We start from the raw sequence: 21,803 nt of genomic DNA on the forward strand, positions 1-21,803 counted from the left end.
CGCTGCAGGCGTTCGACATCACCTTCGACGGACGGCTCTCGGCCGCCCGCCGCTAGAACCCGACAACCGAGTTACACCACTGGCTGGACACACCCTACTCCGGTGCTGGTGCATAACTCGTCGTGCAGCACGTTCGGATTCAAGGATGCTCCGACTGTGCCCGGGGTTTACACCATCACGATGAAGGATGGCAAGGTGTATGTTGGGTCCAGCTCAACCAACATACATAGTCGCCTGCATGCCGCTTTCAATTCAGATAAGGCGGCCGTGAAGTCGGCGGGTTACACGACGAGCGACATTTCCAACATATCGGTGAACGATATGTCTGGTCATTCCTGGAAAGCGATCAGAGAGCAAGAGCAGTCGGTGATGGATCAATACGGCGGCGTGGGTGGCGGTACGCTTTTGAATCGCCGAAATGAGGTTCCTTAATGCGGGCGGACTATAGTGTCCTGAATTGGCGGGCTGAAGGGTCGATCGATGATCGTGAACTCGTCCGCCAGTATCAATCCGGAGAATTCAACGGATTGTTCCTCCGTGTAAGCGGAAATGCCCGGCTGGGTAGCCTTGATTTTTTGTCCAGCTTGCCGGAACTCAAGTATCTAGAGATTGAAGGCCGCGTCGCCGATGACTCGCAGGCCTTCAAAATCTCAGGACTCCGTGAACTGGTGCTCCTCACGAGGGGGCAAGTGGCGATCCCTGCAGTCCAGAACCCGTCCCTGACGGTGTTGGCGGTGGACGATCGGGCGGGTGCGATTGACCTTGCAGGGTTTCCCGCCCTAACTGGACTGACGCTTTGGTCGTCCGGCAGGAATGATTTGGGATTCCTGGGCAGTGCGCCCTGGATCTCGTCATTCAAGCTGGAAGGTGTAGGTCAGATTTTGGATCTTCGCGGGTTGGAGAACTGCGCGAAACTCGACGACCTGGAGATTCTTGAGGCGCGCATTGAAAGCCTTGCCCCCCTGCAAGGCCTCCAGGACCTGCGCCGTTGCTGGCTGATTGGCGGAGGGGAGTCAATTCAGCCCGAGCCGCTGGACTTCAGTGCTGTGTCAGATCTAAACAATCTGGAAGAGCTCAGAGTTACGTACGGGGGGGAGGCTCGATCGGTGGCTCCGCTTCTCAATATGGGCTCCCTGCGTGACCTTCGACTCAGGGGAACTCGGATCGTGGCAGGTGATTCAGACTTGCTTAGTGAATTTCCGGATTCGGTAAGAATCGTTGGCCCGGAGGAGTAGCGATGCACGCCAGCAGAAGGTCGGTCACTTGACGCAATGGCCTTGAATGCAGAAGCCCCACCCAGAGTTTGTTTCTGGTGGGGCTTCTGTGGTGCTTGACGGCAACGCTGACGGCAACGTCAGCGGACGACGATTGTGGTGGGTGAGGCATCGGGGCCGTCGTCGTGGTCGCCGAGGACGTCTCCCAGGGTGTCGATGGCCTGGCGCTGGAGGCGGAGTCGGACGTGGGCGTAGACGCCGGCGGTGACGCCGATGTGGGCGTGGCCGAGGAGTTCCTTGATGACGACGAGCCCGACGCCCTGTTCCAGGAGCAGGGTGGCGGTGGAGTGGCGGAGGTCGTGGAAGCGGATGCGGCGGAGGCCGGCGCGGCGGAGGAGCGTGGTGAAGGCGCGGGTGAGGTTGGTCGGGTCGATCGCTCTTCCCTGCGGCGTGGTGAATACGTACCCGTTGTGCTGCCACTCGGCGCCTGCCGTGTCACGGTCGCGCTGCTGCTCTTCGCGGAATGGCAGAGGCGGGTTCGATCGTGATTGATCGCAACGGCTACCTGGATGTTCGCTCCCGTAGCGCAGCTACCTTCGATCTTGATGCCAGGTTGCCTGACCAGGTCTTCAAGGAGCATGCGGGGGACTCGCTGTTCTGTGAGTTCGATGCGGTCCTCACCCCGGAATTCTGGCCGGCGCTCTGTGCGATGGCCCGGTGGCATGGCGACGGACACGTTGAACTGCTGGTTCTTGAGCCGAATTGCGATGCGTTTTACCTTCCGGAGTATCGGATGTACCCGGCGATTTCGTTGTCCGTCGAGGCTGACGCGGACGACTACTGGGCGGCGATCGGTCACGAGCCGGACGGCGACATCATGGGGTCGATCGCGATCTCGGCGAACGTCATCGCTGTGGCCGGACCTTCCGGAAGATGGGGGTGCTGGGGTGAAAGGGATCCCGAAGTTGCAGTTTTCCGGGGTTTCCCGAATGCAGCCGCACGGAATGAATGGCGCGCGCAGTTCGGGCCCTTCCTGGAGGTGTCAGGCGCGTTGGAATCGTATCTTCCGCTGACCTTCGCGGGTCGGACCGTCCCGGACGAGTACGCCGCAACCCTGACCGTCAACTATGGGCCTCTGTGATTTCACGGTCGGTGGTTGGGGTGGGTGTGGCGGCGGGTGAGGGTGTGCCATCGGCGCTGGAAGTTGTCGGTTTGCGTGGTGATGTCGGTGGTGGTGATGGGTTGGTTGTATTGGGCGGTGATCTGGCGGGATGCGCAGTCCTGGGCCACGGTTGCGGCTGAGGGTTGGTTGGTGTGTTGGCGGTGTTGGGCCCATACGGTGTAGAGGCGGAAAGGCAGGAAATATCTCCTCAGGGTGCTGGGGCTGATCGGGCGTTCGCCGCGGCCGAGGATGCCTTTGTCGGCGAGGTGGGCGGACAGTTGTTTGTCGGTGGGTTCTTGGCCGTGCTGCTGCTGGTATTCGCGCCAGGCGAGGAAGTAGCCGTCGACCTTGGTCAGGCCGCTCCCGTCCTGTGTATCCCGGGGGTTGGGGGTGTCGATGGTGGCGTCGATCTGCGGGCTGCGTGGAGTGTGCGTGGGGAGTGCGCCGGCCGGGTGCGGGCTGGTGACGGCAGGACTTGGGGGAATGGGGGTTGGGTCGTCGCGGCCGGGAGCTGTCCTTCTGTCATGGGGTGGGGGGTTGCGGGATTCCTGCTGCCGCAGGGCGTTGACTTCGGGTTCGAGCGCTTCGGGGGTAAGGGGGTGGTCGTTGGTGTGGGTGATGCCGTGTCGTTCGGTCACGTAGTGGGCAAAAGGGCCTTGGGCGGGTAACTCACGGTATGTGCTGGCTTTTTGGGGCCAGGTGCGGTGGAGGAACTGCTCCCGTGAGTCGTTTCTGTCTTCGTGTGTCTCCTGCGAAGACGCGGGGGCGCCAGCGCTGTTGTGTTGTGGAGTGGGCGCGGTGGGCTGGTCGGTGGGTTTTGGTGCCTGCGGGTGGGTGGGTGGGGGTTGCTTCTCGGTCTTGGCAGGCTGCGGTTCGTGTGCTGCTGGGGTGGGGGGTGTGGTGGCGTCACGTTCAGCTGCGGGCAGCGGCAGGGGGTGATTGATTCCGGCGGCGGTCAGACCCGCAGGGGCGGTGTCGGTGAGGGGGATGCCGTAGCGGGCCAGGCGCAGCGGCATCAGGGAGTCGATGGGGGCCTTGTGGCGCCAGGCGCGGCCGTAGCGGGAGCGTAGGTGGGTCTGGTACACGAGCCGTTCCTGTTCCAGTTTGATCGCTTGTTCGTAGGAGCGCAGTTCCCATAGTTTCGTGCGGCGCCACAGCAGGAGCGTGGGGAGGGGGGAGAGCAGCCATCGGGTGATGCGGACGCCTTCCATGTGTTTGTCGGCGGTGATGTCCGCTATCCGGCCGATCGCATGCCGGGCCGCCTCCACCGTGACAACGAAGAGGATGGGGATGACGGCGTGCATGCCGACGCCGAGGGGGTCGGGCCAGGCGGCGGCTGCGTTGAATGCGATCGTCGCGGCGGTCAGCAGCCATGCCGTCTGACGCAGCATCGGGAAGGGGATGCGGATCCAGGTGAGTAGCAGGTCCAGGGCCAGCAGGACGCAGATGCCCGCGTCGATGCCGATCGGGAAGAGGTAGGAGAACGTTCCGAAGCCCTTGTGGAGCGCGAGTTCGCGGACGGCGGCGTAGGAACCTGCAAATCCGATTGCCGCGATGACGATTGCGCCACTGACAACCACCGCGATGAGGACGCGGTGGGCCCGGCTCAGTGTCATCGGAGTCTTCTTGGTCCCCGCGGCCACGTGCTGCTGCCCTTGTGCTGGGCCTTTCTTGTGATCGGGCATCACATTCCCTTGTTTACGCCTTCCTCGACGTCGCCCCAGCCAGTAGTGCGCGGGGCTGCGCACTACGGCCCGCTACCACGCCGTGCGGGCTGCCGAGGCCGAGCCGTCCAGCAGGTCGTTGATGAGCTGCTCGGTTTCGATTTCGAGGGAGCAGTCGAGGGTGTGGTTGATTTGTTGGATGCGGGTGATGGCGGTGTGCAGTCCGGAGCGGTTGCCGGCGGCGTGTTCGATGCGCATCCAGTCCCGGTACAGCAGCTCGGCGCTGTCGTCGACGTCGAGTCCGGTCGCGATGGCCTGCCGGGCGGCCGTGAGGTCGTGGTGCGGGCCGGGTGGGGTGCGGGAGGTGGCCACGGTGTGGGCGACGTCGATGATCCTGGTGATCATCTCTTGCTGGTGGGGCTCGGCCCACGGCAGCGGCCGGGGCCCGAAGGGTCGGCCCCGCACGAGACCGAGCGCGTGCTCCAGGTCCGGTAGGCCGGCCGGGCCTTGGGGAAGGGCGCGTTCGGCGAGCTGCAGGAACCGCGTCCAGTCACACCGGACGGTGGGGGAGAGCTGGTAGGGGTCGTCGCCGGTACGGCGGCGCGGCACGTACGCGTTGCCGGCCGGGTCGTTGCCCAGGGCGCGGCGCAGGCCTTGCATACGGGCGTTGAGGGTGCTCGCCGACCACGGGGCCAGCGGGTCCATGTCGGCGCACAGCACGTCAGCGCTGCGACGGGGGCGGAAGTACATCAGTGCGGCGAGCTGTGCCTGGCGTGGTCCGTGCCCGGTGCTGGCGACGCCGGTCACCTCGATGGGCCCCAGCACCCGGATCTCCGGCGCGTGCAGATCGTGCGCGTCGGCCTCGTCCGCGGCATCCTCATCACCCGCCGGTTGCACGGCCTCCTTGGGGCTGGGCGCCTGCATCTGCTTTGCGTCCGCGCTCACGGTGGCGTCGGTCTGATCGTGTGCCTTGCCCGTGGGCTCATGCGCCGGCAGCAGACGTAGCCCGGCCGGATCGGTGGCGGCGGCCACCAGGGCCCCGAACGCCTCGGTGACACCGGCATCCGGTGTGTTTGACGCTGCGACGCCAGCTGAATCCAAGACGGCGCCTCGCGGTGCGGGCTCCTCTTCGGTGAGCGGTGTGGGCCGCTGCGCGCTACCCGGCTCGTCCGGCACGTCTTTCCACGGTCTTTCGGCCGGGGTGGCGGGCAGCCCGGAGACCGCCAGCGCTGTGGCGATCTGCTGGTAGGCGGCGTGCTCGAGACGCTGCACAGTGATCTCGACGCCGGCGTAGTCAAGCTGCTGCGGCTCCTCGAGAGAGGCGTTGAGGATCTCCGCCTGGGGGAAGTGCGCGGCCGCGGCGCTCGCCGGGGCGACGAGCGTGATGGGAATGCTGGCCTTGTCGATGATGTCGGCGAACTGCCAGGCCAGGTCGGCATCCAGAGCTGCCGCGCACAGCAGCAGGTAGGGCTGGTGGCTGGTCTGCGGCATCTGGTGAGCCTCCAGCAGCCGTTCGGTGAGATCCCGCAGCGCGTGCGCGGCCTGCCGCATGTGCGCGATCCGCGAGGTCGGCAGCAGCTGCGGAAGGTCCTCGCCGAACCCCACGGCGACGACCTCTACCGCGCTTGCCCACGGACTCATCCCCATCTCCAGCGCGAGCGAGGTGCACACCTCGGTGATGTGCTCCGGATCGCCGTCGAGGAGCAGGGCGGGCAGCTGGGAGAGGTTGATGAGCAGTAGGTCGCCGGCTTCGGTGCTGCCGATGGTCACCAGTCCCGGATACGGGGCCGGTACCTCGCGTGCGGCGTCGTCGTCCAGGAGTACGGCGTCGGCGGGCAGCGTCCACCAGCCGCCTCTCCCGGCGACGAACGGTGCCTGCGGCTCCTGCGCGAGATCCTCGGGCAGGACCTCGAGCAAGCGCGCTCCGATCCGCGCGGCCCGCAGCCCGGGAAGCTGCCGGTCGTCGTCCTTGGCCGCGTGGTGAGCCAGGGTCCGCAGGGCTGCGTCCAGGCGGGACGCGCCTGCCGGTTCGGCGGCCGCGGCCAGCTGGGCCTCGGCTGCGGAGGTTTCGGGGGCGATCGCGATCCGCTGGCCGGGCCTGCGGCGGCGGCGTTGCAGCAGTCTGCGCAGGGCGAGCGCGCCGGTGATGGCGGCAGCCAGGAGCGCACCGGCGCCCAGCACGATCCGCAGCTGCAGCGGCTGACCGGCGGGCGATGTAGCGGGCTTCTCGGTCGCCGGGGCGGTTTGCGTGCCGGATGGCGACGGCTTGGCGGACGGGGGTACCGGCGACGCGCTGGGGCTGCGGGACGGCCTGGCAGACTCAGCACCGTGGCCCTCGCCAGGCTGCTGGGTTGGACGGTTACTCGGCTCGCTCGTGCCGGGTGCCTGCGGCCCGGACGCAGGGGGCTGGCTCGGGGTCGGCTTGTGCGTGTTCCCCGTGTCGGCGCCCGGGTCCTGATCGCCGTCGTCCGTGGCCGGGGGAGTGGGGCGTTCTCGGTTGGACTCGTCGTCGTGGTTGTCCTTTTGGTCAGGATATTGCTGCTCGGACCGTGCTCGGGGCACGGTGACGTGCTGTCCGGGGTAGATCACATCCGGGTCGGTGATCTTCGGCAGGTCGTCGGGCTGCGCTGTGCCGTGGCTGGCTTGGAACAGTTTGGGCCATTGGTTGCCGTCGTGGAGTTCCTCGGCGGCGATCTTCGAGAGGGAGTCGCCGGGGGCAACGGTGACCACCTGCTTGCCGTCCATCTGGTCCTCGGCCCGGGGGCTGGAGCCGAGTTGGGTATGGACGCCGGTATCCGGTGCTTCGGTCGTGCTCGTGGGTACGGCGGCTTGCTCGGGTACGCGCAGGGTGGTGCCCTGCGGCACCACGGTGGCCGTCGTGGGCACTTCGGTGCTCGCGTGGTGTTCGGCAGGCGCGACCTGCGTGGCGTCGGCGGCCCCGGGGGTGGTCGAGGGGCTGCTCGCTCTGGCGGCCGGGGCAGTGGGGCGGGCATCGGTCGGCAGCTTGATGACCGCGCCCTTAGGCAGGTATTGGTCGCCGGAGGCGAGGTGCGGGATGTCGGGGTTGAGGGCGGCGATGTCCTGCCAGCGCTGCCCGCTGCCGAAGTACATCTCAGCCAGATCCCAGGGCAGTTCGGTGGACGAGATCACGGTGTGCGTTGGCCAGTGGTTGTCGGCCATCGCGGACTTAATCGGCGAGGCGCTGGGGTTGCTGTCGCCGTCGGTAGGGGCGGCGGTCACCGCGACGGCGGGTGACGAGGTCGCCGCCAAGGCGGCGCTCGGGGCGAACAGCACGATCCCGCCGACGAGGAACGAGGCCAGGGACTGCATGCCGCCCAGGCCGCGCAGGCGCGGGGCGGAGCGGCGCCGGGCTACGGCGACGATCTCCAGGATCACCGTCCATGTGAACGCGGCCCAGGCGGCCCAGCCGATGCAGGTGATGACGGTGAAGAAGAGGGTGCCGTCGTCCGGGCGCAGCAGGACGTCGATGCCGCCGGGCAGTTCGGTCGGCTGCGTGCCCACGAGCAGCAGCGCATACGGGGTGCCGGCGAGTAGGGCGGCGAGGAGGACGAGGCCGAGCAGCGCGCGCACCAGGGCGCCGATGGTGCGCAGCGGCTTGGGGGTTCGGTTGGCCATGGGGTGGCTTTAGCCTCCAGCCTGGGTCTGCAGATGTGCGGTCGCGGAGCCGGTCACGTTGATCGTTGCCTTGCCGAGCAGCTGCGCGAAAAGGGTGTTGTAGGTGTCGTGGACGGTGACGGTCATGGTTTGTCCGTCGCCGCTGATCTGGACGTCGCCGTGGACGCCGGCGGCGGCGAGGTAGTCCTGGGCGGCGGCTGCCGCCGCGTCCGGGTCGATGGTGATCGCGGTGCCCTCGATGGCCTGGGCGGGATCGAGTTGCTGCCCGGCCGTGCGGGCGGCTTCCTGGGCGAGCAAGGCGGCGCGGTGGGAGGCGTTCAGGGAGCCGCCGCCGTCGACGAGCAGGCCCATGACCATGAGCAGGCCGATGGTGGTCACCGCGAAGAACAGCGACATGGAGCCGTCCTCGCGGCGCTGTGGCAGCGCGGCCAGACGGTTCCTCAGCACAGCGATTACGATCATTGGCGGGCCCTGTAGGTGTCGATCGGACTGGTCCATGACGCGCTGATCGTCTTGGCGCCGGGCAGACCGGGCAGGCCGATGTCGGACAGGTTCGCGGTGCACGAGATCGTTGCGGTGACGGTGGCGGCTTCGCCGACGTCGGTGGCGTAGCCGGAGGTGTCGATGTCGACGTTCGAGGTCTGGCAGGTGATGCCGTCGCCGTCCAGGCTGCGGGTGACGGCGTCCCTTGCGGCCGATTGCGCGGCGGTGGCGTCGCGCTCGAGGGAGGCGGCGCGGGCGGCTGCGTGGGCGGCAGAGTCGACCGCGCCGGCGGCGTCGGTGACCCGGCCGAAGGCAATCATCAGGCCGAGGATGGCGATCAGGGCGGGGGCGAGGACCGCGGTCTCCAGCGCGTAGCTGCCCTCGTCCTGGCGCAGCCATCTCTTTGGGCGGGGGCGGGTCATGGGTTGGTCCAGCGTTCGATGGGGCCGTCGGCGTGCTGGGTGACGTGCAGGGTCAGGCCGGGCACCAGGGTGGCGACGTCGCCGGTGACGGTGATGCGGATCTGCTCGGCGGTGCTGCCGTTTGAGGAGACCTGGGCGCCCTTGACGGAGCCGCCGTAGCGGGCGAGGTACTCCTGGGCCTGGGCGACGCCGTCGGCTTCGCCGGCGCCGAACTGGCGTCCGGCGTCCACGCCTTGCCGGGCGGCGGACTGGGCGACCTTGCGGGCGTGGTAGTAGAGACCGACCTGGATGGTGGTGAAGGCGAGCATCAGGACCACTAGGGCCAGGGTGGCCAGTTCGACGCTGCCCACGCCGTCGTCCCCGTGCCGGCGGCTGCGGGCCTTTACGGCCCGCAGCCGCCGTGATCGGCTTCCCACCGTCTCTCCCCTTTCGTTCGTGGCCGGTCTGCTGTGGTCGCTCCTTACGGGTCCTGGTCAGCCGCCGTTGATGATGCCGATCTTCTCCGCCAGCTTGGTCCGGATCGCGACGACGAGCAGACCTGCGCCGAGGAGCAGAGAGCCGGCGATGACGGCGAGTTCGGTGCTGGTGGCGCCGCGGTCGCGGGCGCCGCGCAGCTGCTCGGCGCGGCTGCCGATCCATGCCGTCAGCATCTGGATGTCCATAGGTGCTTGGTTCTCCTTCTTCCGGTCAGCTGGCGAGGATGGTGTTGACGATGGGGATCATCACGAAGGCGAGCATGAGGATCACGCCGAACGTGACGGGCAGGACCATCGCCGCGGAGGCTTCGTTGGCCTGTGCTTTGGCGTCGGCCAGCAGCGCGACGCGCAGCTGGCGGGCCTGGGCTTGCAGGGTGGTGTAGACGGCGGCGCCGTCTCCGGCCAGGGCGAGGGTGTCGGCGGGCCGGGTCAGCTCGGGGATGTCGAGTTCCTCGCCGAGCTGCTTGAGGGCATCCCAGGGGGTGATGCCGGCGAGCTCGGCGTGGTCGAAGACCGTGCGCATGCGCTTAAAGATCCAGCCGTCGCCGACTTCGGCGGTCTTGGTCAGCGCCTGTGCGGCGCCGGAGTTGGCCACGCGGGCCAGCGCGACGCGTTCGAGGTAGCTAGCGGCGGCGTGCCGGACGACCAGGCGGGCGGCGGCCGCTTCGCGTGTGACGTCGCGGCCGGGGCTGAGCCAGAACAGGGCGCCGAGCATCAGTGAGACGCCGGCCGGGATGACGAACGGGAACGGGGTGCCGGCCAGCGCGAGCAGGGCTTGCAGAAGTTGCGGGGCAACCAGGCCGTACAGGGCGAACAGGAGGCGCTTGCCGAGGTGTTCGGCGGGCGAGATCCGCAGCAGGGTGAGATCGCTGAGCGGCAGGCGGAGGTGCATGCCGTATGCGTCGAGCAGCCGGGCGCCGAACCGCTCGGGCAGGCCGCGGGCGCCGGGTGGGGCCGCGACGGGCAGTGGGCTGGTGAAGTGGCGGGCGTCGAGACGGTCCAGGGCGCTGGCCAGGTCCGGTTTGGATCCGAGGGCGGCCCGGACGGCGAGGCCGATCATGAGGCCGGCGGCGGCCGCGGGCAGCACCGCGTTCATGGGGATCATCGCTTCTGCCCTTCGACGACGGCGAGATGGGCGGGCAGCGGGTCCAGCAGGCGCGGGTCGGGCTTGGTGCGGGCGATCCGGCGCAGCCACGCCAGGGTCCACGCGAACAGGCCACCCAGCAGGGCGAGCACGATCTGGCCGATCGGGCTCTCGTACCAGCCCGACCAGGCGTTATTGAGCATGCAGCCGATGACCACGACGCAGATGACCAGGGAGACCTGGCGGGAGGACTTGCGGACGGAGGCCCGGTCGGCTTCGACGTCGCGGGCGTCGGCGGCCTGCTGATGGATGGTTACCGCGAGGGCTTCGAGGGCATCGGCGAGGCCGGGCCCCTTGTAGACGGCGTGCGACTGCAACAGCAGCACGACGTGGTCAAAGACGCCGTCGGCGAGTTCGTCGGCGAACATGGCGAAGGCGAGCTGGGCGTCCATGCCGGTGCGCAGCCGGTCGGCCAGGCGCTGCACGTTGGTTGCGATGGGGGCGGGCGCGTTCTTCGCCGAGGCGCGGATGGTCTGGGTCAGCGAGATGCCCGCGGTGTGCACACCGGCCAGGTGGTTGAGCCACTGGGCGAGCGCCTCGAGGCGTTCGATGCGGGCCTGCGCGGCGCCGCCCGGGTGCAGGACGAAGGGCAGGCCCAGGACGGCGGCGCCGGCGAGCAGGCCGTGCACGGGCCAGCCCGTGTACGCCCACACCAACAGGGCGACGCCGGCGGCCGCAGTGAGAAGGTGGCGCCAGCGGCGCTGCCAGTTCTCCGGCAGCTCTGTCTTGGCGCGGCGCAACCGGGCGGCGAGTCGGGAGGGTGGTTTGACGGGGTCGGGGATGCGGCCGCGCAGTTCGCGGGCGGCGGCGATTGCGGCGAGGACGGCCAGTACGGCGCAGCAGGCCGCGACCAGCGCGAGCTGAGACGTGCTCACCGTGTCCTCCCAGGCGTGGCGTTCGGGTACGGGGCGGGGCGGCGGGCGGTCATCGGCGGCCCACCAGTTGCAGCGGCGGCCCCCACCAGCCGTGCGGGTTGTCGGCGAGCCAGGAGCGGTCGACCAGGCCGGTGCGCTCCAGCTCGTCGATGAAGGACGGCAGGTTTTTAAAGACCGCGCGCGGCTCGCCCGGGGTGGGGGCGAATAGCTCGGTGGTGGTGGGCCGTCCGCCCTCGCCGACCAGGTCGTGGATCTCGTGGATGTGGGAGACGAACCGGTGCTTGCGGCCGCCGATCCCGGTCTCGTCGAGGTAGGTGAGGTACACGACCACGTCGATCGCGGAGGCGATGAGGTGGTGGGCGGCCTCGGTGGCCATGCCGGCCTCCGTGCACAGTTGCACCAAGCGGGAGACGATGGCGTGCGGGCGGCGCACGTGCATGGTGCACATCGACCCGGATCCACCGGCGGACATCGCCTGCAGCATCGGCACGATCTCGGTGGAGCGGACCTCGCCGACGATGACCCTGGTGGCGTTGTAGCGCAGTGCGGTGGCGAATATGTCGGCGATGGTGACCTCGCCCGCCAGCTGGTTCCCCGCGGTGCGCTCGCCGTTGGACTGGCGCGCTTCGAACGCGAAGGTGACGGGGCCCGGTTTGGGGCCGGGCTCATCGAGGTAGAGCTCGCGGTCGGATTCGAGGGTCACCACACGCTCGGCCGGGGGGATTTCCCGGCCCAGGGCGCGCAGCAGACTGGTCTTGCCGGCGCCCATGTCGCCGACCACGAGGATGTTCAGCCGCGCCTGGACGCAGGCGACCAGGAACCGCTCCAGCAGCGAGTTGATCGATTGCCACTGGAGGAGTTCGCCGATGCCGTGCTGGCGGATGCGGTGCTTTCGGATGACGACCGAGGGGCGGCTGGTGAGCAGGCTCGCGGTGACGCGGGAGCCGTCGGGCAGGCGGAAGCCGACCATCGGGGTCGCCTGGGTCAGGGCGCGTTCACCCTGACCGGACTGGCGGGCCATCCGGTTGACCCAGGCGATCAGCTCATCGTGGGAGTCGGCGACCTTGTCGATGGTGCGGCGCGGCCGGTCGTAGTACTCCACGTGCGCGGTCAGCCCGTCGACCATCACGTCCTCGACGCCGTCCTCGTCGAGGAGGGACTGCAGGCGGCCGCCGCGGAACATCGCGTCGTACACCGCGGTGGCGATGCGGGCTTCCTGCTCCTGGGTCAGGGGGGTGCTGCCCTGGGCGTACTTGGTGGCCCAGTCGGCGACGGCTGTGCTGGTAAGCGAGCGGGCCAGGGCGCGCCGGTCGGGCTCGCCCATGGTGCGCTCGGGGTCGCGCTTGCTCAGCTCCGCGGACACGTCTGCCTGCAGGGCTTCGATGACCTCCCAGCCGACCGGGAGGAGTTCGGTGGGAACACCGGCCAGTTTCGGCACGGCCGAGGGACTGGTGGTGCCACCGGACGCTGTCAGCGGGGCCGGCGTCGCGGGCCGTGGCGGGGGCGCCGGCCGCCGCTCGCCGAGCTTGCCGGTGAGCAGGTGGGCGATGTCGTCGCGACCCATGGGTGCCGGGGTGTGCCCGTTGACGCCGGCACGCGGCTGGGTGTCAGCCACGGGCACCTCCCCCCTGGGCCAGGCGGTCCAGGACACCGGCAAGCTGCGGGTGGGACGGAGGGGCCGGGTACTGCTGCTGAACCTTACGGCGAGCGGCGATCGCCTCGAACCGCTCGGTGGCGGTGCGTGCGTAGCGCAGCAGCGGGCTGCGGGCGAATCCGCGCGGCTGCTTCCTGCCGGCGGTGAGGTAGGCGGCGGCGTCCGGGTCCCAGGGCAGCGCGGCCAGCACGGGCGCCTCGAGGGCCTCGGCGACCTGGTGGGAGCGGAACGGACCGTCCTCGATCAGCAGCAGGCCCAGGGCGTCGCCGCCGGTGCCGTGCTCGGCGAGTTCGGCGCGCAGCGGGCGGATCAGATGGCGCGCCAGAGTCAGGGACTGCTCGGTGCCGCGGACGGCGATCAGGACCAGGTCGGCCTTGTGCAGCAGCGGCGCCGGGGTGAGCGTGGGGTGCAGGTGGCCGGCTTCCAGAGCCAGCCGGCCGGCGTCGATGAACACGTCGTGGTCGGCGGATTCGGCCATGACGTGCAGGACGTCGGCGAGCGCGGGCCAGGTCCGGCCCAGGGCCGCGGCCTGCGCGGGGTCGGTCAGCCCAGGCAGCACCTTGCGGTGGCCGGTGGTGCCGTCCAGCGGCCACAGGTGCGAGGCGAAGGCGTTGGCCAGCTCGACCGGGCCGACGCGCTCGGCGGCCGCGAGGTGGTAGAGGCCGTATCCGGCACTGGCCTGGCCCTGGAGTAGGCCGGCTCGGATGGTGCCGCCCGCCGGGTCACACTCGGCCAGCAGCGAGGGGCGGGTGGAGGCGAGGGTGAGGGCGAGCGCGGCGGTGGTGACGCCGCAGGACTTCGCGGAGGCGAGGCAGGTGACGGGCATGGTCAGTTGCTCCGCGGTTCACGGACCAACGCGATCCGGCCCTGCGCGGACCGGGTGGCCAGCAGCGGGCCATCGGTGGTGGCCACGGCAAGATTGACGACAACGGTGCCGGTGGCGTCCGGCCGGGACACGGACACTACGGTGGCCTCGATGGAGGAGGGCGGTGCGTCACCGACCTTGGTCTCCTCTTCTCCCTCGGCTGGCGTGGTCACTGCGAGGACCCTGTCGCCCGGTGCGAGGGTGCCGGAGGGGGCCTGGCCCCGCTTGACCTGGACGCCAACCTGCTGCTGGTCATCGCCCAGGCCTGTGCCTGCGGCAAGTTGAGAGGCGACCAGCAGGCTGCCCTTGCGCAGATCAACAACAGGCCGCTTACCGACCATGCTGGCCTTGTCACTCGCCGGCACGGGGGTGAGGGCCGCGTCGGCGGACACCTCGGCGATCGTAAGGTCCTCAGCGGTCAGGGCCTGCCCGGCGGGCACATCGCGGGCGACAGCCAGCACGGGGGAGCGGTCGCTGGCCGACGTCACCGCCGCAGCCGCGCCCAGAGCGCACAGCACCGCCAAGACCACACACAACGCAACAACCGACCAGCGGCGTTCCCGCTTGACGGGCAGCGCGGTGGTGATGGGCAGATCGGGGCGGGCAGGGTTCGTCGGGCGCGGGGGCGCCGGCGCGGCAGGGGTTTCCATGACGGGGCGAAGCCTCTCGGGGGTCTGTGCTGGTGCAGGGTCAGTTGAGGACCTGGACCTCGGTGACGGTGATGTCCACGGCGTTGTCGCGGACCTCGGTGAGCTGTCCGGTCTGGCCGCCGCCCTGCCAGTCGATGGTCCACGTGGCGGTGGCGGTGACGTGGTACGTGCCGGACGACGTCGTGGACGACGGCTGGCTGTAGCGGTGACCGCAGTCCGGCGAGTCCTTCTTGCCGTAGGCCGCCTTGTAGGGGGTTCCAGCCGTGGTGCAGGTGACCGTTGCGCCGTCACCGAGCTTCCATACGATCTTGGAGACCTTCGCGGTCGCCGTCACGGTGATACCGCCGGCCGATGCCGATGCGCTCTGCGGCCCGTACGTCTCGGCGGACTTCTCAGTCCACATCCACACGGGCATGCCGACCACGCCCTTGCCGCCCGGTTTCGGCGTGATGCCGATGTCGGGGCCGCGCAGGGTCATCTTGTCGACGGCTTCCTGGGCGAGCTGCGCGGGGTCAGCAGCAGCTGCTCCCGGCGGTTGCGCCATCCATACGTAGCCTTCGACGACGTTCCCGGGCGGGCCGAACGGGCAGCTGCGCTGGTAGATAGCGCCGTCGCCGGGCTCGTGTCCTTCCCACGCCGGGTCCCCAGCAGGGGGCTGGGGGTCGGCGCGCTTGTAATAGCAGCCGCCGGAGAAGCTGCCCAGCTCCGGATCCTCGCACGGCACTGTGACGTTGCCGGGGCCACTGTTCTTGTCGCCGTTGCTGAGGCCGCCCTCGGAGTATGTCTGACACTTACGCTCGCCCGGCGAGCCGCGACGCGAGGCCGGCTTGCCCTCTCCCCCGCCAGAGGGCTTGGAGTTGCTGTCGTCGACGCCGACGCCGATGCACACGGCCATGTCGCCGCAATCCGTGGGCGGGGCCACCGTCGGCTCGCTGCCAGCAGTGGCTAATCCGGCCGGGGCAAGGGCGAGCGCAAGCGCGAGGCTTGCAACAGCTGGCGCGCGGCGTGTCAGCATGTCCGCTCCTTGTCGACGTTGTAGTCAACGACCATCCAGCGCTCGCCGACGGTGCGGACCGCGCCAGTCACGGTGTAGCGGTGAACCTGGTTGGGACTGGTGACGTCCTTGCCGTCCTTCATGGCCTTCCAGGCCGTGGTGTCGAAGCACTCGGTGATGGTGGCCTTGTGCGGGTTCCGCTTGAGGTCGACGGCGGTGACCTTTGCTTCGCTGGTCGGTTTCCCGGTGAAGACCACGCCGGCCTGCCGGTACTTGAACAGCTCGCTCTCAATCTTCGACAGCGCCTTGTCCGCGGCGTACGTCGAGAGCCTGGTTCCTGAGGCCTTCCCCTTGGCGTAAGCCTTGACCTGCTCTTCGCGCATACCGTGGAAGGCCGCCAGAGCGGCGTCGCGCGCCTCGACCTGTTTGGGGTCTGCGGTCAGAGACGCAGAGGGTGTCGACGACTGGTCTCCCGTCGGCTCGTCGCCCTCGGAGCTGCACGCCGACAAGGCCAGCACGGCGCAGAGTCCAATGGTTGCCGCATGGCTTCGGTTCCGGAAGCGAACAGCAGCGAGCCCTGACGGGTGTCGTTGTGTAAGTGTCACGTTTTCTCCCCGTACGACGCGGTGTGACATGGCCGCTGTCCCGGCCGCCTGCACGCGGCAGCCCAGATCCGCGGCCTGGTGGAGCTGCGGTGATCCGTTTGCGTAGCCGCAAGATTACGCATCTGCCAGTCAACTTCCCAGTGTGGTACTTGAGTTCACTTGTACAACTCCGGACGTATCCGGTCACATTCGGGGCTGGTTATCGATTTGTAGTTCTGTGCATTCGTGTATTCGCGCTGCAGTGCGGTCTGGTACGTGATGCGTGCGGGCTGGGATCCTCGCCGGGCTTGCAGGGGCGCGGCCAGATGGTGATCACGTCGCCGTCGAGGGTCACATGCTGGTTGGGGAAGCGGCGGCGTACGAGGTGCAGGTCGTCGAGGTCGAAGTCGCCGGCTCCTTCGACCACGCAGGCGTCCCCGACGTACGAGACGGCCTGTGTCCTGCCGGGCCATGCACAATCTTCGTTGCTGCGAATTTCGCCAGGAGCGTGCGTCATCTTCGCATTCCTCAAGTTCAGGGCATGCAGGGCGGATTGAACCTCTGGTCCTTGCGTGCAGCAGTAAATTAGTGGTTCGCGTGAGCAAATATCAAGTGGTTGCGGGAAGACCCGGAAGGTTGCGGCGCTTCGACGCCGAAGCCCGTACGGTCCGCGGGGAGTTACAGCTCGGTCCAGGGGCGAGGCTCGCCGCCGCCGAGCGGCACCCATACGTTTTTGGTGGGGCTGTGTTCTTCGAGGTCTTCAAGGACTGCGGCGCCGAGTGGTACTTCGCGGGCGAGTGCGGCGACGAGTGGGTGTTGGGCGACCATGGCCTGTAGGTCGCTGATCCGGTTGTCCAGGGTGTAGCGGGAGGCTCCGGTCAGCACGAACAGGATCCGGGGGAACACCGGGTACCAGCGCAGCCAGACTGCGCCGGTGCTTGCCTGTTGCCGTGAGCGCTGGCGGCCGACGGGTTGCGGCTCGTAGGACCACAGCCGCGCGTACTCGATCAGTTTCGCCGCCAGACGTTCGCTGCCCATGGTCGCCCGGTCCACTTCGACGAAGGCCCGTAGCTTCGTGCGCTGTTCATGGCCGGTGAGCGTGTAGTGCATGACCGCATCCGCGATGATCTTCTCGCCGTCACTGAGCGGGTGGGAGACCTCGGGTGTCCAGTCCAGGTGGCCGTGCTCATCGCCGCGTCGGCGGGCGTCGGCGACGAAGGTCAGGTGGGAGCGGACCACGGTGAGGGTGTGCGGGGTCTTCAGGGAGGCGGCGGTTGCCGAGGTGATCGGATACGGGGGTCGGCCGCGCAACGCTGGCCAGTCCCGGGTCAGGCGGGCGCCCTCGGAGGTGAGATGCCAGGCGCGGGAGCGGTTGGAGCGGGGTAGCACCGTGTAGTCGAGCAGGCCTTGGCGGCGCAGCTTGTTGAGCGGGGTGGAGACGGTCTGCCGGGTCGCGTGGGGACGTAGCAGGGCGTGGAGTTGGCTGGTGGTGGCCATGCGGTGCTGGGCGAGCGCGGCCAGGAGCTGGTGCGGTAGCGGCTCGAGGGGACTGGGCGTGAGCTGGGGCGGCTTGGCTTTGGTGAGGGCGGGGTTGACGGTCACTGGTATCCCTTCTGCAGCCGCACGGCAGTTGTGCCGGCGGGCGTGTGCTGGGCGAGGAAGCTGTTGACGCGATGGAGTTGGCCGGCCGCGCGGGCGGTGAGCTGATCGAGTGGGAGCGCGCCGGCGGTGGTGCGGGCAGCGCGCTCGAGGGCGGTGACCTGGCCGGGGCGGGCCTGGTCGGCGAACACCTCGTCGAGGTGGGGTCCGGTGATACGCACCGGTCCGATACGGCGGCCGCGGACAGTCAGCGACACGTAGTGCTCGAACCGGTCCAGGACGGCCACTTCGTGGGGGCTGGGGCTGTCGCCCCACTCGGCGGTAATCGCAGCGATGGCCGTCTTGGAGCCGGCGGTGGACGCCAGCGTGGAGGCGTTCTGTGTCAGTGACAGCCGCACCGGGGCCGGTAGGCGGGCCAGTAGTTGGGTCATGCCGTGGACGGTGACCCGGTACTTGCGGAAGTCCTCGAACATTGATGCGATCGTCTCCGGGGCGGCGCCGGTCAGGGTGATCAGCTCGTCGAAGTAGAGCCGGAAGGGCACCCGTTGGTCTTCGGGGGTGTCGCGGCGGGAGCGCACCGCGCGCAGCAGGTCGCGGGCGAGCAGGGCGGTCAGCAGCCGGTCGGTGGGCCCGTTCCCGGCCGGGCACACCCACACGATCATCCGGTGGTCCATGGCTGCGCGGCTGTTGTAGACGCCGACCGGCTGGCCGAGGAAGGCCCGGGTGGCGGGGTTGGCGGCCAGCCGGGCGAGCGGATTGAGCACGATGGCGAACGCGTCGGCGGGGAGCGTGGGAAACACCGTGTGCCACCAGGCGCGGGTCTCCTCATCGAGCCTGCCGGTCACGGCGGCCAGCGCCGCAGCGCGGAAACCGGGGTCGGTGAGTAGCGCCCGGACATGGAAGAGCGTGGTCTGATCCTCGGGGCGGCTGGCTTGGCAGGCGGCCTCGTTGACGGCGACCAGCACGGCCAGAGCGGCGGTGAAGATGGTGATCGCCCGGGGCGCGGCCGTGTCGTCCCAGCCGAGCGCGGCGGCGAAGGCGTCCACGACTGCCTCTACGACCTCGTGCGGCGCCTGCCCCTGGTGCATCGCCAGCGGATTCCACGCACTCAACTGTGCTGCAGGGCCGGGTGCGTTGAGGTCGACCAGCGCGATCCGCTCCATAAGGTGGTCGTGGGCCAGGAACGGTACGGCGCGCGGCCAGGAGTCGCGGTGGGGGTCGATGACCATCAGTCCGCCGCCGGCGTGCGCCCAGCCGATCGCCTGGGCGAGGGCACGTTCGGTCTTGCCGCCGCCCGCCTTGCCCACCGCGCACTCGAACAGTGTCTCTGCGGCGTAGGTGGCGACCAGACGCTCGCGGCCGTCGGGGCCCCGGTAGAGGCCCTGCAGCAGCAGCTCGGGGTCGCCGACGGTGAAGGTGGGCAGGTCACCGGCCAGCAGCGGCAGGCGGCAGTGCTTGGTCGGCGGTTTCAGCAGACCGGTGAGCTCCTCCAGCCGCATCCAGTTGGCCCGCGGCGGCTGGCAGTACCCGTGTGTCCAGCGTCGTTCGAAGGCCTGGCGGCTGGGCCAGTGGTCGGCGCCCAGCCGCCATGGGCCGATGCGCAGACCGCGCATCGCCCACCGGGCCCGGCCGCCGAACACATCGAGGGCGGCCTGCATCTGGCCCAGCCTCGCCTCGGCCCGGCCCTCGACGTTCGAGGCACAGGTGACCAGCAGCTGGACGCGCACCAGCTGGTCGTCATCGGCGAGCTTGCCCAGCGCCTCGGCCAGATCCACCCGGCGCGGGAGGGGCGGCATCACCAGTCGGCGTCCGCCCGCGGCGTGCCTGCCGCTCAGCAGCTGTTGGAACTGCCAGCTGAGGGAGTCCTCGATCGCGGCGGCGTCCCTGCGTGCCGCACGGGACGCGCGCTGCGTCTCGCGTCGCTCACTGCGGCGCGCGGCTTGCATGAGCTGCATGCGGCGGGAGCGCAGGGCCCACTTGGGGGCCCGCTGAATGTCCACGCGTACTTCGGCGAGGTCCCCGAGATCGGCCCGCAAATCGCAGACCGCGTCGACGAGGGGCTGCAGCGGATCAGGGTCCAACGGCACCTCCCGCAGCGGCGCGATCGTCTTGCCACGCAGGATGAACTCGGCACGGACGACATGCGTGCGTGGCTTGTCGACGATCGGCGCGGCCTTGCGCAAGGTCACGTTCGGGCCGAAGGGGGTGATGGACAGCAGGCGTTCCCCGCCGGCCGGGCCTTCGATCCGGTAGCGCAGCGGGCTGGAGCCATCAGCCCGCAGCCGGATCTGCACCGTCTTCGTCCGGCGCGGCGCCCACCACGGCATGCTGGTGGAGGCACGGGCGAGCTGCACGCCACGGCGGAAGATCTCCTCCAAGCCCGGGTCGAAGTGCCGGGAGGGGGTGAGCTCCAGAGCCATCCGCTCGGCGGAGGCCTTCAACGCCAGCCGCCCAACGACCGCTTCACCCAGCCCCCACGCCACGAGTGCGGCCCCCACCGGCAGGTACCAGTGCTCAGCGAGCCAGTTGGCGATGTCGAGCACAGTGGCGAGCAGGCCGAACACCTGGCCGGACGCCGCCTGGCCGGCATCCCGGTTCAGGTACGGGGCTGCGGTGTCCACGTTGACGCTCCCTTCTTCGAGGTCGTGCGCGTGAAATGCAGGTCGGTGATGCGGCCGTCGGTGTAGGTGCCGCCGCGGTCGGCGCCCGCCCACACCAGGTGCACCACCGCCCGGTCGTCCCGGCCGTCTCTTCGAGCGATAGCCGCCTGAATGCGGAACCGGCTGTACGCCGGCGCGGTCGCCTGGCCTTGGTCGCCGAAGGCGGTGGGCCACTGCGAGCGGCCGATCCCTGTGGCGTCGGCCCGCAGCAGTTCACGGCCGACCGCGAGGAGTTGCCGCTCGTTGCGGGCGGCAAGGTCTGCGGGCCAGGCGACTTCCAGCGCCTTGTGGATGGCCCGGTCACCGGCCACGCCCTCCCCGTGCGGCGGCAGCGCCGACGCGACGGCCGGCTCCGTTGACGAGGCGGCTGTCGTATCAGCCGCGGGCGCGGGCGCGCTGCCCTGCGTGCTACGCCCTGCGGGGGCGACCGTTGAGGGACGGGAGGCCGGCGTGGTCGCGGGCGCTGCCGACGCGGAGACGGGTGCGCCTCCTGCGTGTGGCAGGGCCAGCAGGATCATCCCGGTCACGGACAGGACAACGGTGGTGATGATCAGCAGTCGCGGCGAGCGCGGCAGGGATGTGGTCATAGCAGGCGGGCTCCTCCCGCGTAGCCGGACATCGCGTCGGCCGCGTCCAGACGCACGAGGGTGCCGGGGCGGGCGGCGTTGACCATCTGGCCGCCGCCGACGTAGATCCCGACGTGGTAGATCGTCGAGTCGCGGCCGGGGGCGTAGGCGTAGAAGACGAGGTCGCCGGGCTTGAGGGCGGCAGCGCCGAGGCTGGTGGGGATCCGCTTGCCGGCTCCGGCTTGGGCGGCCGCGGTGCGCGGCAGGCGGATGCCGACCTTCGCGTATGCGTACAGCGTCAGCCCCGAGCAGTCGTAGCCCTTGATCGATGCGCCGCTCTTCCCGCTCGGCGAGCAGCAGATCCCGCTGCTCGGGCCCTTCGTGGTGCCGCCGCCCCAGGAGTAGGGCACACCCCGTTGGGAGAGTGCCGCCTCGATCACGGTGCGGACCTTCTTGGACACGTTCTTCAGGTCCGGGTCTTTGGCGGCCGCCGTGTACTGGTCGATCCAGCCCAGCACATTGGCGACGTACTCGCCTGAGTGGTTGTACTGCCAGATCGCCGCCTTGAGCGGGGCGCGCTGGCCCAGGTCGCGGCCTTTCCCACACAGGTAGAGGGCGGCGCCGAGCGCGGCGTCGTCGGCGTTGTGCGGGTCGGCGGTCTTGTCGCCGCTCGCGTCCTTGCCGATCTCCTCCCACGTGGAGGGCAGGAACTGGAACGGACCGACGGCGCGCTCCCCTTGGGCGGTGCCGTCCCAGCGGCCGTTGTCGGTGTCGGGGAAGACCGTGGTGTTGCCACCCGCGCCGGAGCCGTTGAGGAGCACCCCGTAGATTTTCGGGCGGATGTCACCGCCTGCGGCGACGGTGCGGCCGATCGCGTGGTTGGACTCCACCTTGGCGATCCCGGCCAGGAGCGGCCACCGCATGCCCCGGCACGTCGGCACATGCCGACCGACCAGCTCTACAGCCTGCTTGTAGGCGGTGAGCATGCGCGGCGGGATGTCCGCGGCCGTGCCACCCCCGGCGATCCCTCCGTCGCCTTGCGCACCGGTCTGCAGCGCGACGTACGCGCTGATCGCGTTCGATACGGGAGCGGCGCAGCACACGGCGGCGAACAGCAATAGCACCACCCCACACCCCCACCGCCCCATGCGGCGC

At 69.4% G+C, this 21,803-nt stretch carries 20 protein-coding genes and 1 pseudogene; 3 read left to right on the plus strand and 18 right to left on the minus strand.

All coding sequences use genetic code 11. The annotated features are described in order from the left end of the window. The first annotated feature begins 156 nt into the window (after nt 1–156). Together ABT009_RS41795 and ABT009_RS41800 are read left to right on the plus strand one after the other, a co-directional pair. Entirely contained in the window at nt 157–432 is a 276-nt protein-coding gene (locus ABT009_RS41795) for a GIY-YIG nuclease family protein (RefSeq protein WP_259294546.1), read from the plus strand. Continuing rightward, entirely contained in the window at nt 432–1,235 is an 804-nt protein-coding gene (locus ABT009_RS41800; RefSeq protein ID WP_351306948.1) for a hypothetical protein, read from the plus strand. The genes ABT009_RS41795 and ABT009_RS41800 overlap by 1 nt, the downstream gene beginning before the upstream one ends. Before the next feature lie 119 nt (nt 1,236–1,354). On the opposite strand, the pseudogene ABT009_RS41805 reads toward ABT009_RS41800, so the two are convergent. Further along, nucleotides 1,355–1,735 (minus strand): annotated as a pseudogene (locus ABT009_RS41805) (tyrosine-type recombinase/integrase); the annotation flags it as partial. Nucleotides 1,736–1,758: 23 nt separating this feature from the next. On the opposite strand from ABT009_RS41805, the gene ABT009_RS41810 reads away from it, so the two are divergent. Next, entirely contained in the window at nt 1,759–2,355 is a 597-nt protein-coding gene (locus tag ABT009_RS41810; protein WP_351306950.1) for a hypothetical protein, read from the plus strand. Between the two features lie 2 nt (nt 2,356–2,357). On the opposite strand, the gene ABT009_RS41815 is transcribed toward ABT009_RS41810, so the two are convergent. The 17 genes from ABT009_RS41815 to ABT009_RS41895 all read right to left on the minus strand — a co-directional run bounded on the left by ABT009_RS41815 (nt 2,358) and on the right by ABT009_RS41895 (nt 21,775). Further along, the gene (locus tag ABT009_RS41815; protein ID WP_351307040.1) at nt 2,358–3,992 is read right to left on the minus strand and encodes a DUF2637 domain-containing protein; all 1,635 of its coding nucleotides are present in this window, start codon (nt 3,990–3,992) and stop codon (nt 2,358–2,360) included. A 141-nt stretch (nt 3,993–4,133) separates the two neighbouring features. Continuing rightward, on the minus strand, nt 4,134–7,676 hold the full coding sequence (locus ABT009_RS41820) for a hypothetical protein (RefSeq protein ID WP_351306952.1): 3,543 nt from the start codon (nt 7,674–7,676) through the stop codon (nt 4,134–4,136). A gap of 9 nt (nt 7,677–7,685) precedes the next feature. After that, entirely contained in the window at nt 7,686–8,123 is a 438-nt protein-coding gene (locus tag ABT009_RS41825) for a TadE/TadG family type IV pilus assembly protein (RefSeq protein ID WP_351306954.1), read from the minus strand. 11 nt (nt 8,124–8,134) lie between these two features. Further along, nucleotides 8,135–8,581 (minus strand): TadE/TadG family type IV pilus assembly protein, encoded by a 447-nt coding sequence (locus tag ABT009_RS41830; protein ID WP_351306956.1) that lies wholly within the window; start codon nt 8,579–8,581, stop codon nt 8,135–8,137. Next, nucleotides 8,578–8,997 carry a TadE family protein gene (locus tag ABT009_RS41835; RefSeq protein WP_351306958.1) on the minus strand — a complete coding sequence of 140 codons (420 nt, stop codon included), beginning with the start codon at nt 8,995–8,997 and terminating at the stop codon, nt 8,578–8,580. The genes ABT009_RS41830 and ABT009_RS41835 overlap by 4 nt, the downstream gene beginning before the upstream one ends. A gap of 57 nt (nt 8,998–9,054) precedes the next feature. After that, nucleotides 9,055–9,243: a hypothetical protein gene (locus tag ABT009_RS41840; RefSeq protein WP_351306960.1), complete on the minus strand. Its 189-nt coding sequence runs from the start codon at nt 9,241–9,243 to the stop codon at nt 9,055–9,057. Between the two features lie 25 nt (nt 9,244–9,268). Next, nucleotides 9,269–10,162 carry a type II secretion system F family protein gene (locus ABT009_RS41845; RefSeq protein WP_351306962.1) on the minus strand — a complete coding sequence of 298 codons (894 nt, stop codon included), beginning with the start codon at nt 10,160–10,162 and terminating at the stop codon, nt 9,269–9,271. Next, complete coding sequence (locus tag ABT009_RS41850) at nt 10,159–11,076, minus strand: type II secretion system F family protein (protein ID WP_351306963.1); 918 nt, start codon at nt 11,074–11,076, stop codon at nt 10,159–10,161. The genes ABT009_RS41845 and ABT009_RS41850 overlap by 4 nt, the downstream gene beginning before the upstream one ends. Before the next feature lie 49 nt (nt 11,077–11,125). Next, nucleotides 11,126–12,691, minus strand: coding sequence for a TadA family conjugal transfer-associated ATPase (locus tag ABT009_RS41855; protein WP_351306965.1), 1,566 nt, complete (start codon nt 12,689–12,691; stop codon nt 11,126–11,128). After that, a complete protein-coding gene (locus ABT009_RS41860; protein ID WP_351306967.1) occupies nt 12,684–13,556 on the minus strand; it encodes a MinD/ParA family ATP-binding protein in 873 nt (290 codons plus the stop codon). The genes ABT009_RS41855 and ABT009_RS41860 overlap by 8 nt, the downstream gene beginning before the upstream one ends. A gap of 2 nt (nt 13,557–13,558) precedes the next feature. Then, the gene (locus ABT009_RS41865) at nt 13,559–14,245 is read right to left on the minus strand and encodes an SAF domain-containing protein (RefSeq protein WP_351306969.1); all 687 of its coding nucleotides are present in this window, start codon (nt 14,243–14,245) and stop codon (nt 13,559–13,561) included. Nucleotides 14,246–14,285: 40 nt separating this feature from the next. Next, on the minus strand, nt 14,286–15,140 hold the full coding sequence (locus tag ABT009_RS41870) for an ATP/GTP-binding protein (protein WP_351306971.1): 855 nt from the start codon (nt 15,138–15,140) through the stop codon (nt 14,286–14,288). Between the two features lie 113 nt (nt 15,141–15,253). Further along, nucleotides 15,254–15,757: a hypothetical protein gene (locus tag ABT009_RS41875; RefSeq protein WP_351306973.1), complete on the minus strand. Its 504-nt coding sequence runs from the start codon at nt 15,755–15,757 to the stop codon at nt 15,254–15,256. A gap of 744 nt (nt 15,758–16,501) precedes the next feature. After that, nucleotides 16,502–17,425 carry a replication-relaxation family protein gene (locus ABT009_RS41880; protein WP_351306975.1) on the minus strand — a complete coding sequence of 308 codons (924 nt, stop codon included), beginning with the start codon at nt 17,423–17,425 and terminating at the stop codon, nt 16,502–16,504. Beyond that, on the minus strand, nt 17,422–20,043 hold the full coding sequence (locus ABT009_RS41885) for an ATP/GTP-binding protein (RefSeq protein WP_351306977.1): 2,622 nt from the start codon (nt 20,041–20,043) through the stop codon (nt 17,422–17,424). The genes ABT009_RS41880 and ABT009_RS41885 overlap by 4 nt, the downstream gene beginning before the upstream one ends. After that, nucleotides 20,019–20,669, minus strand: a complete 651-nt coding sequence (locus ABT009_RS41890) for a hypothetical protein (RefSeq protein WP_351306978.1) — start codon at nt 20,667–20,669, stop codon at nt 20,019–20,021. Before ABT009_RS41890 ends, ABT009_RS41885 begins: the two co-directional genes overlap by 25 nt. After that, nucleotides 20,666–21,775, minus strand: a complete 1,110-nt coding sequence (locus ABT009_RS41895) for a C40 family peptidase (RefSeq protein ID WP_351306980.1) — start codon at nt 21,773–21,775, stop codon at nt 20,666–20,668. The genes ABT009_RS41890 and ABT009_RS41895 overlap by 4 nt, the downstream gene beginning before the upstream one ends. Nucleotides 21,776–21,803: the final 28 nt, after the last annotated feature.

The sequence above is a fragment of the Streptomyces sp. NPDC002896 genome (assembly GCF_040295225.1).
Taxonomy (GTDB): domain Bacteria; phylum Actinomycetota; class Actinomycetes; order Streptomycetales; family Streptomycetaceae; genus Streptomyces.

Excerpts from the sequence above, each read along its gene's own strand:
- ABT009_RS41815 (WP_351307040.1), bottom strand. The coding sequence starts at position 3,992 with ATGACACTGAGCCGGGCCCACCGCGTCCTCATCGCGGTGGTTGTCAGT.
- ABT009_RS41800 (WP_351306948.1), top strand. The coding sequence starts at position 432 with ATGCGGGCGGACTATAGTGTCCTGAATTGGCGGGCTGAAGGGTCGATC.
- ABT009_RS41840 (WP_351306960.1), bottom strand. The coding sequence starts at position 9,243 with ATGGACATCCAGATGCTGACGGCATGGATCGGCAGCCGCGCCGAGCAG.
- ABT009_RS41870 (WP_351306971.1), bottom strand. The coding sequence starts at position 15,140 with ATGGCCGTGTGCATCGGCGTCGGCGTCGACGACAGCAACTCCAAGCCC.
- ABT009_RS41820 (WP_351306952.1), bottom strand. The coding sequence starts at position 7,676 with ATGGCCAACCGAACCCCCAAGCCGCTGCGCACCATCGGCGCCCTGGTG.
- ABT009_RS41830 (WP_351306956.1), bottom strand. The coding sequence starts at position 8,581 with ATGACCCGCCCCCGCCCAAAGAGATGGCTGCGCCAGGACGAGGGCAGC.
- ABT009_RS41865 (WP_351306969.1), bottom strand. The coding sequence starts at position 14,245 with ATGGAAACCCCTGCCGCGCCGGCGCCCCCGCGCCCGACGAACCCTGCC.
- ABT009_RS41845 (WP_351306962.1), bottom strand. The coding sequence starts at position 10,162 with ATGATCCCCATGAACGCGGTGCTGCCCGCGGCCGCCGCCGGCCTCATG.
- ABT009_RS41890 (WP_351306978.1), bottom strand. The coding sequence starts at position 20,669 with ATGACCACATCCCTGCCGCGCTCGCCGCGACTGCTGATCATCACCACC.
- ABT009_RS41860 (WP_351306967.1), bottom strand. The coding sequence starts at position 13,556 with ATGCCCGTCACCTGCCTCGCCTCCGCGAAGTCCTGCGGCGTCACCACC.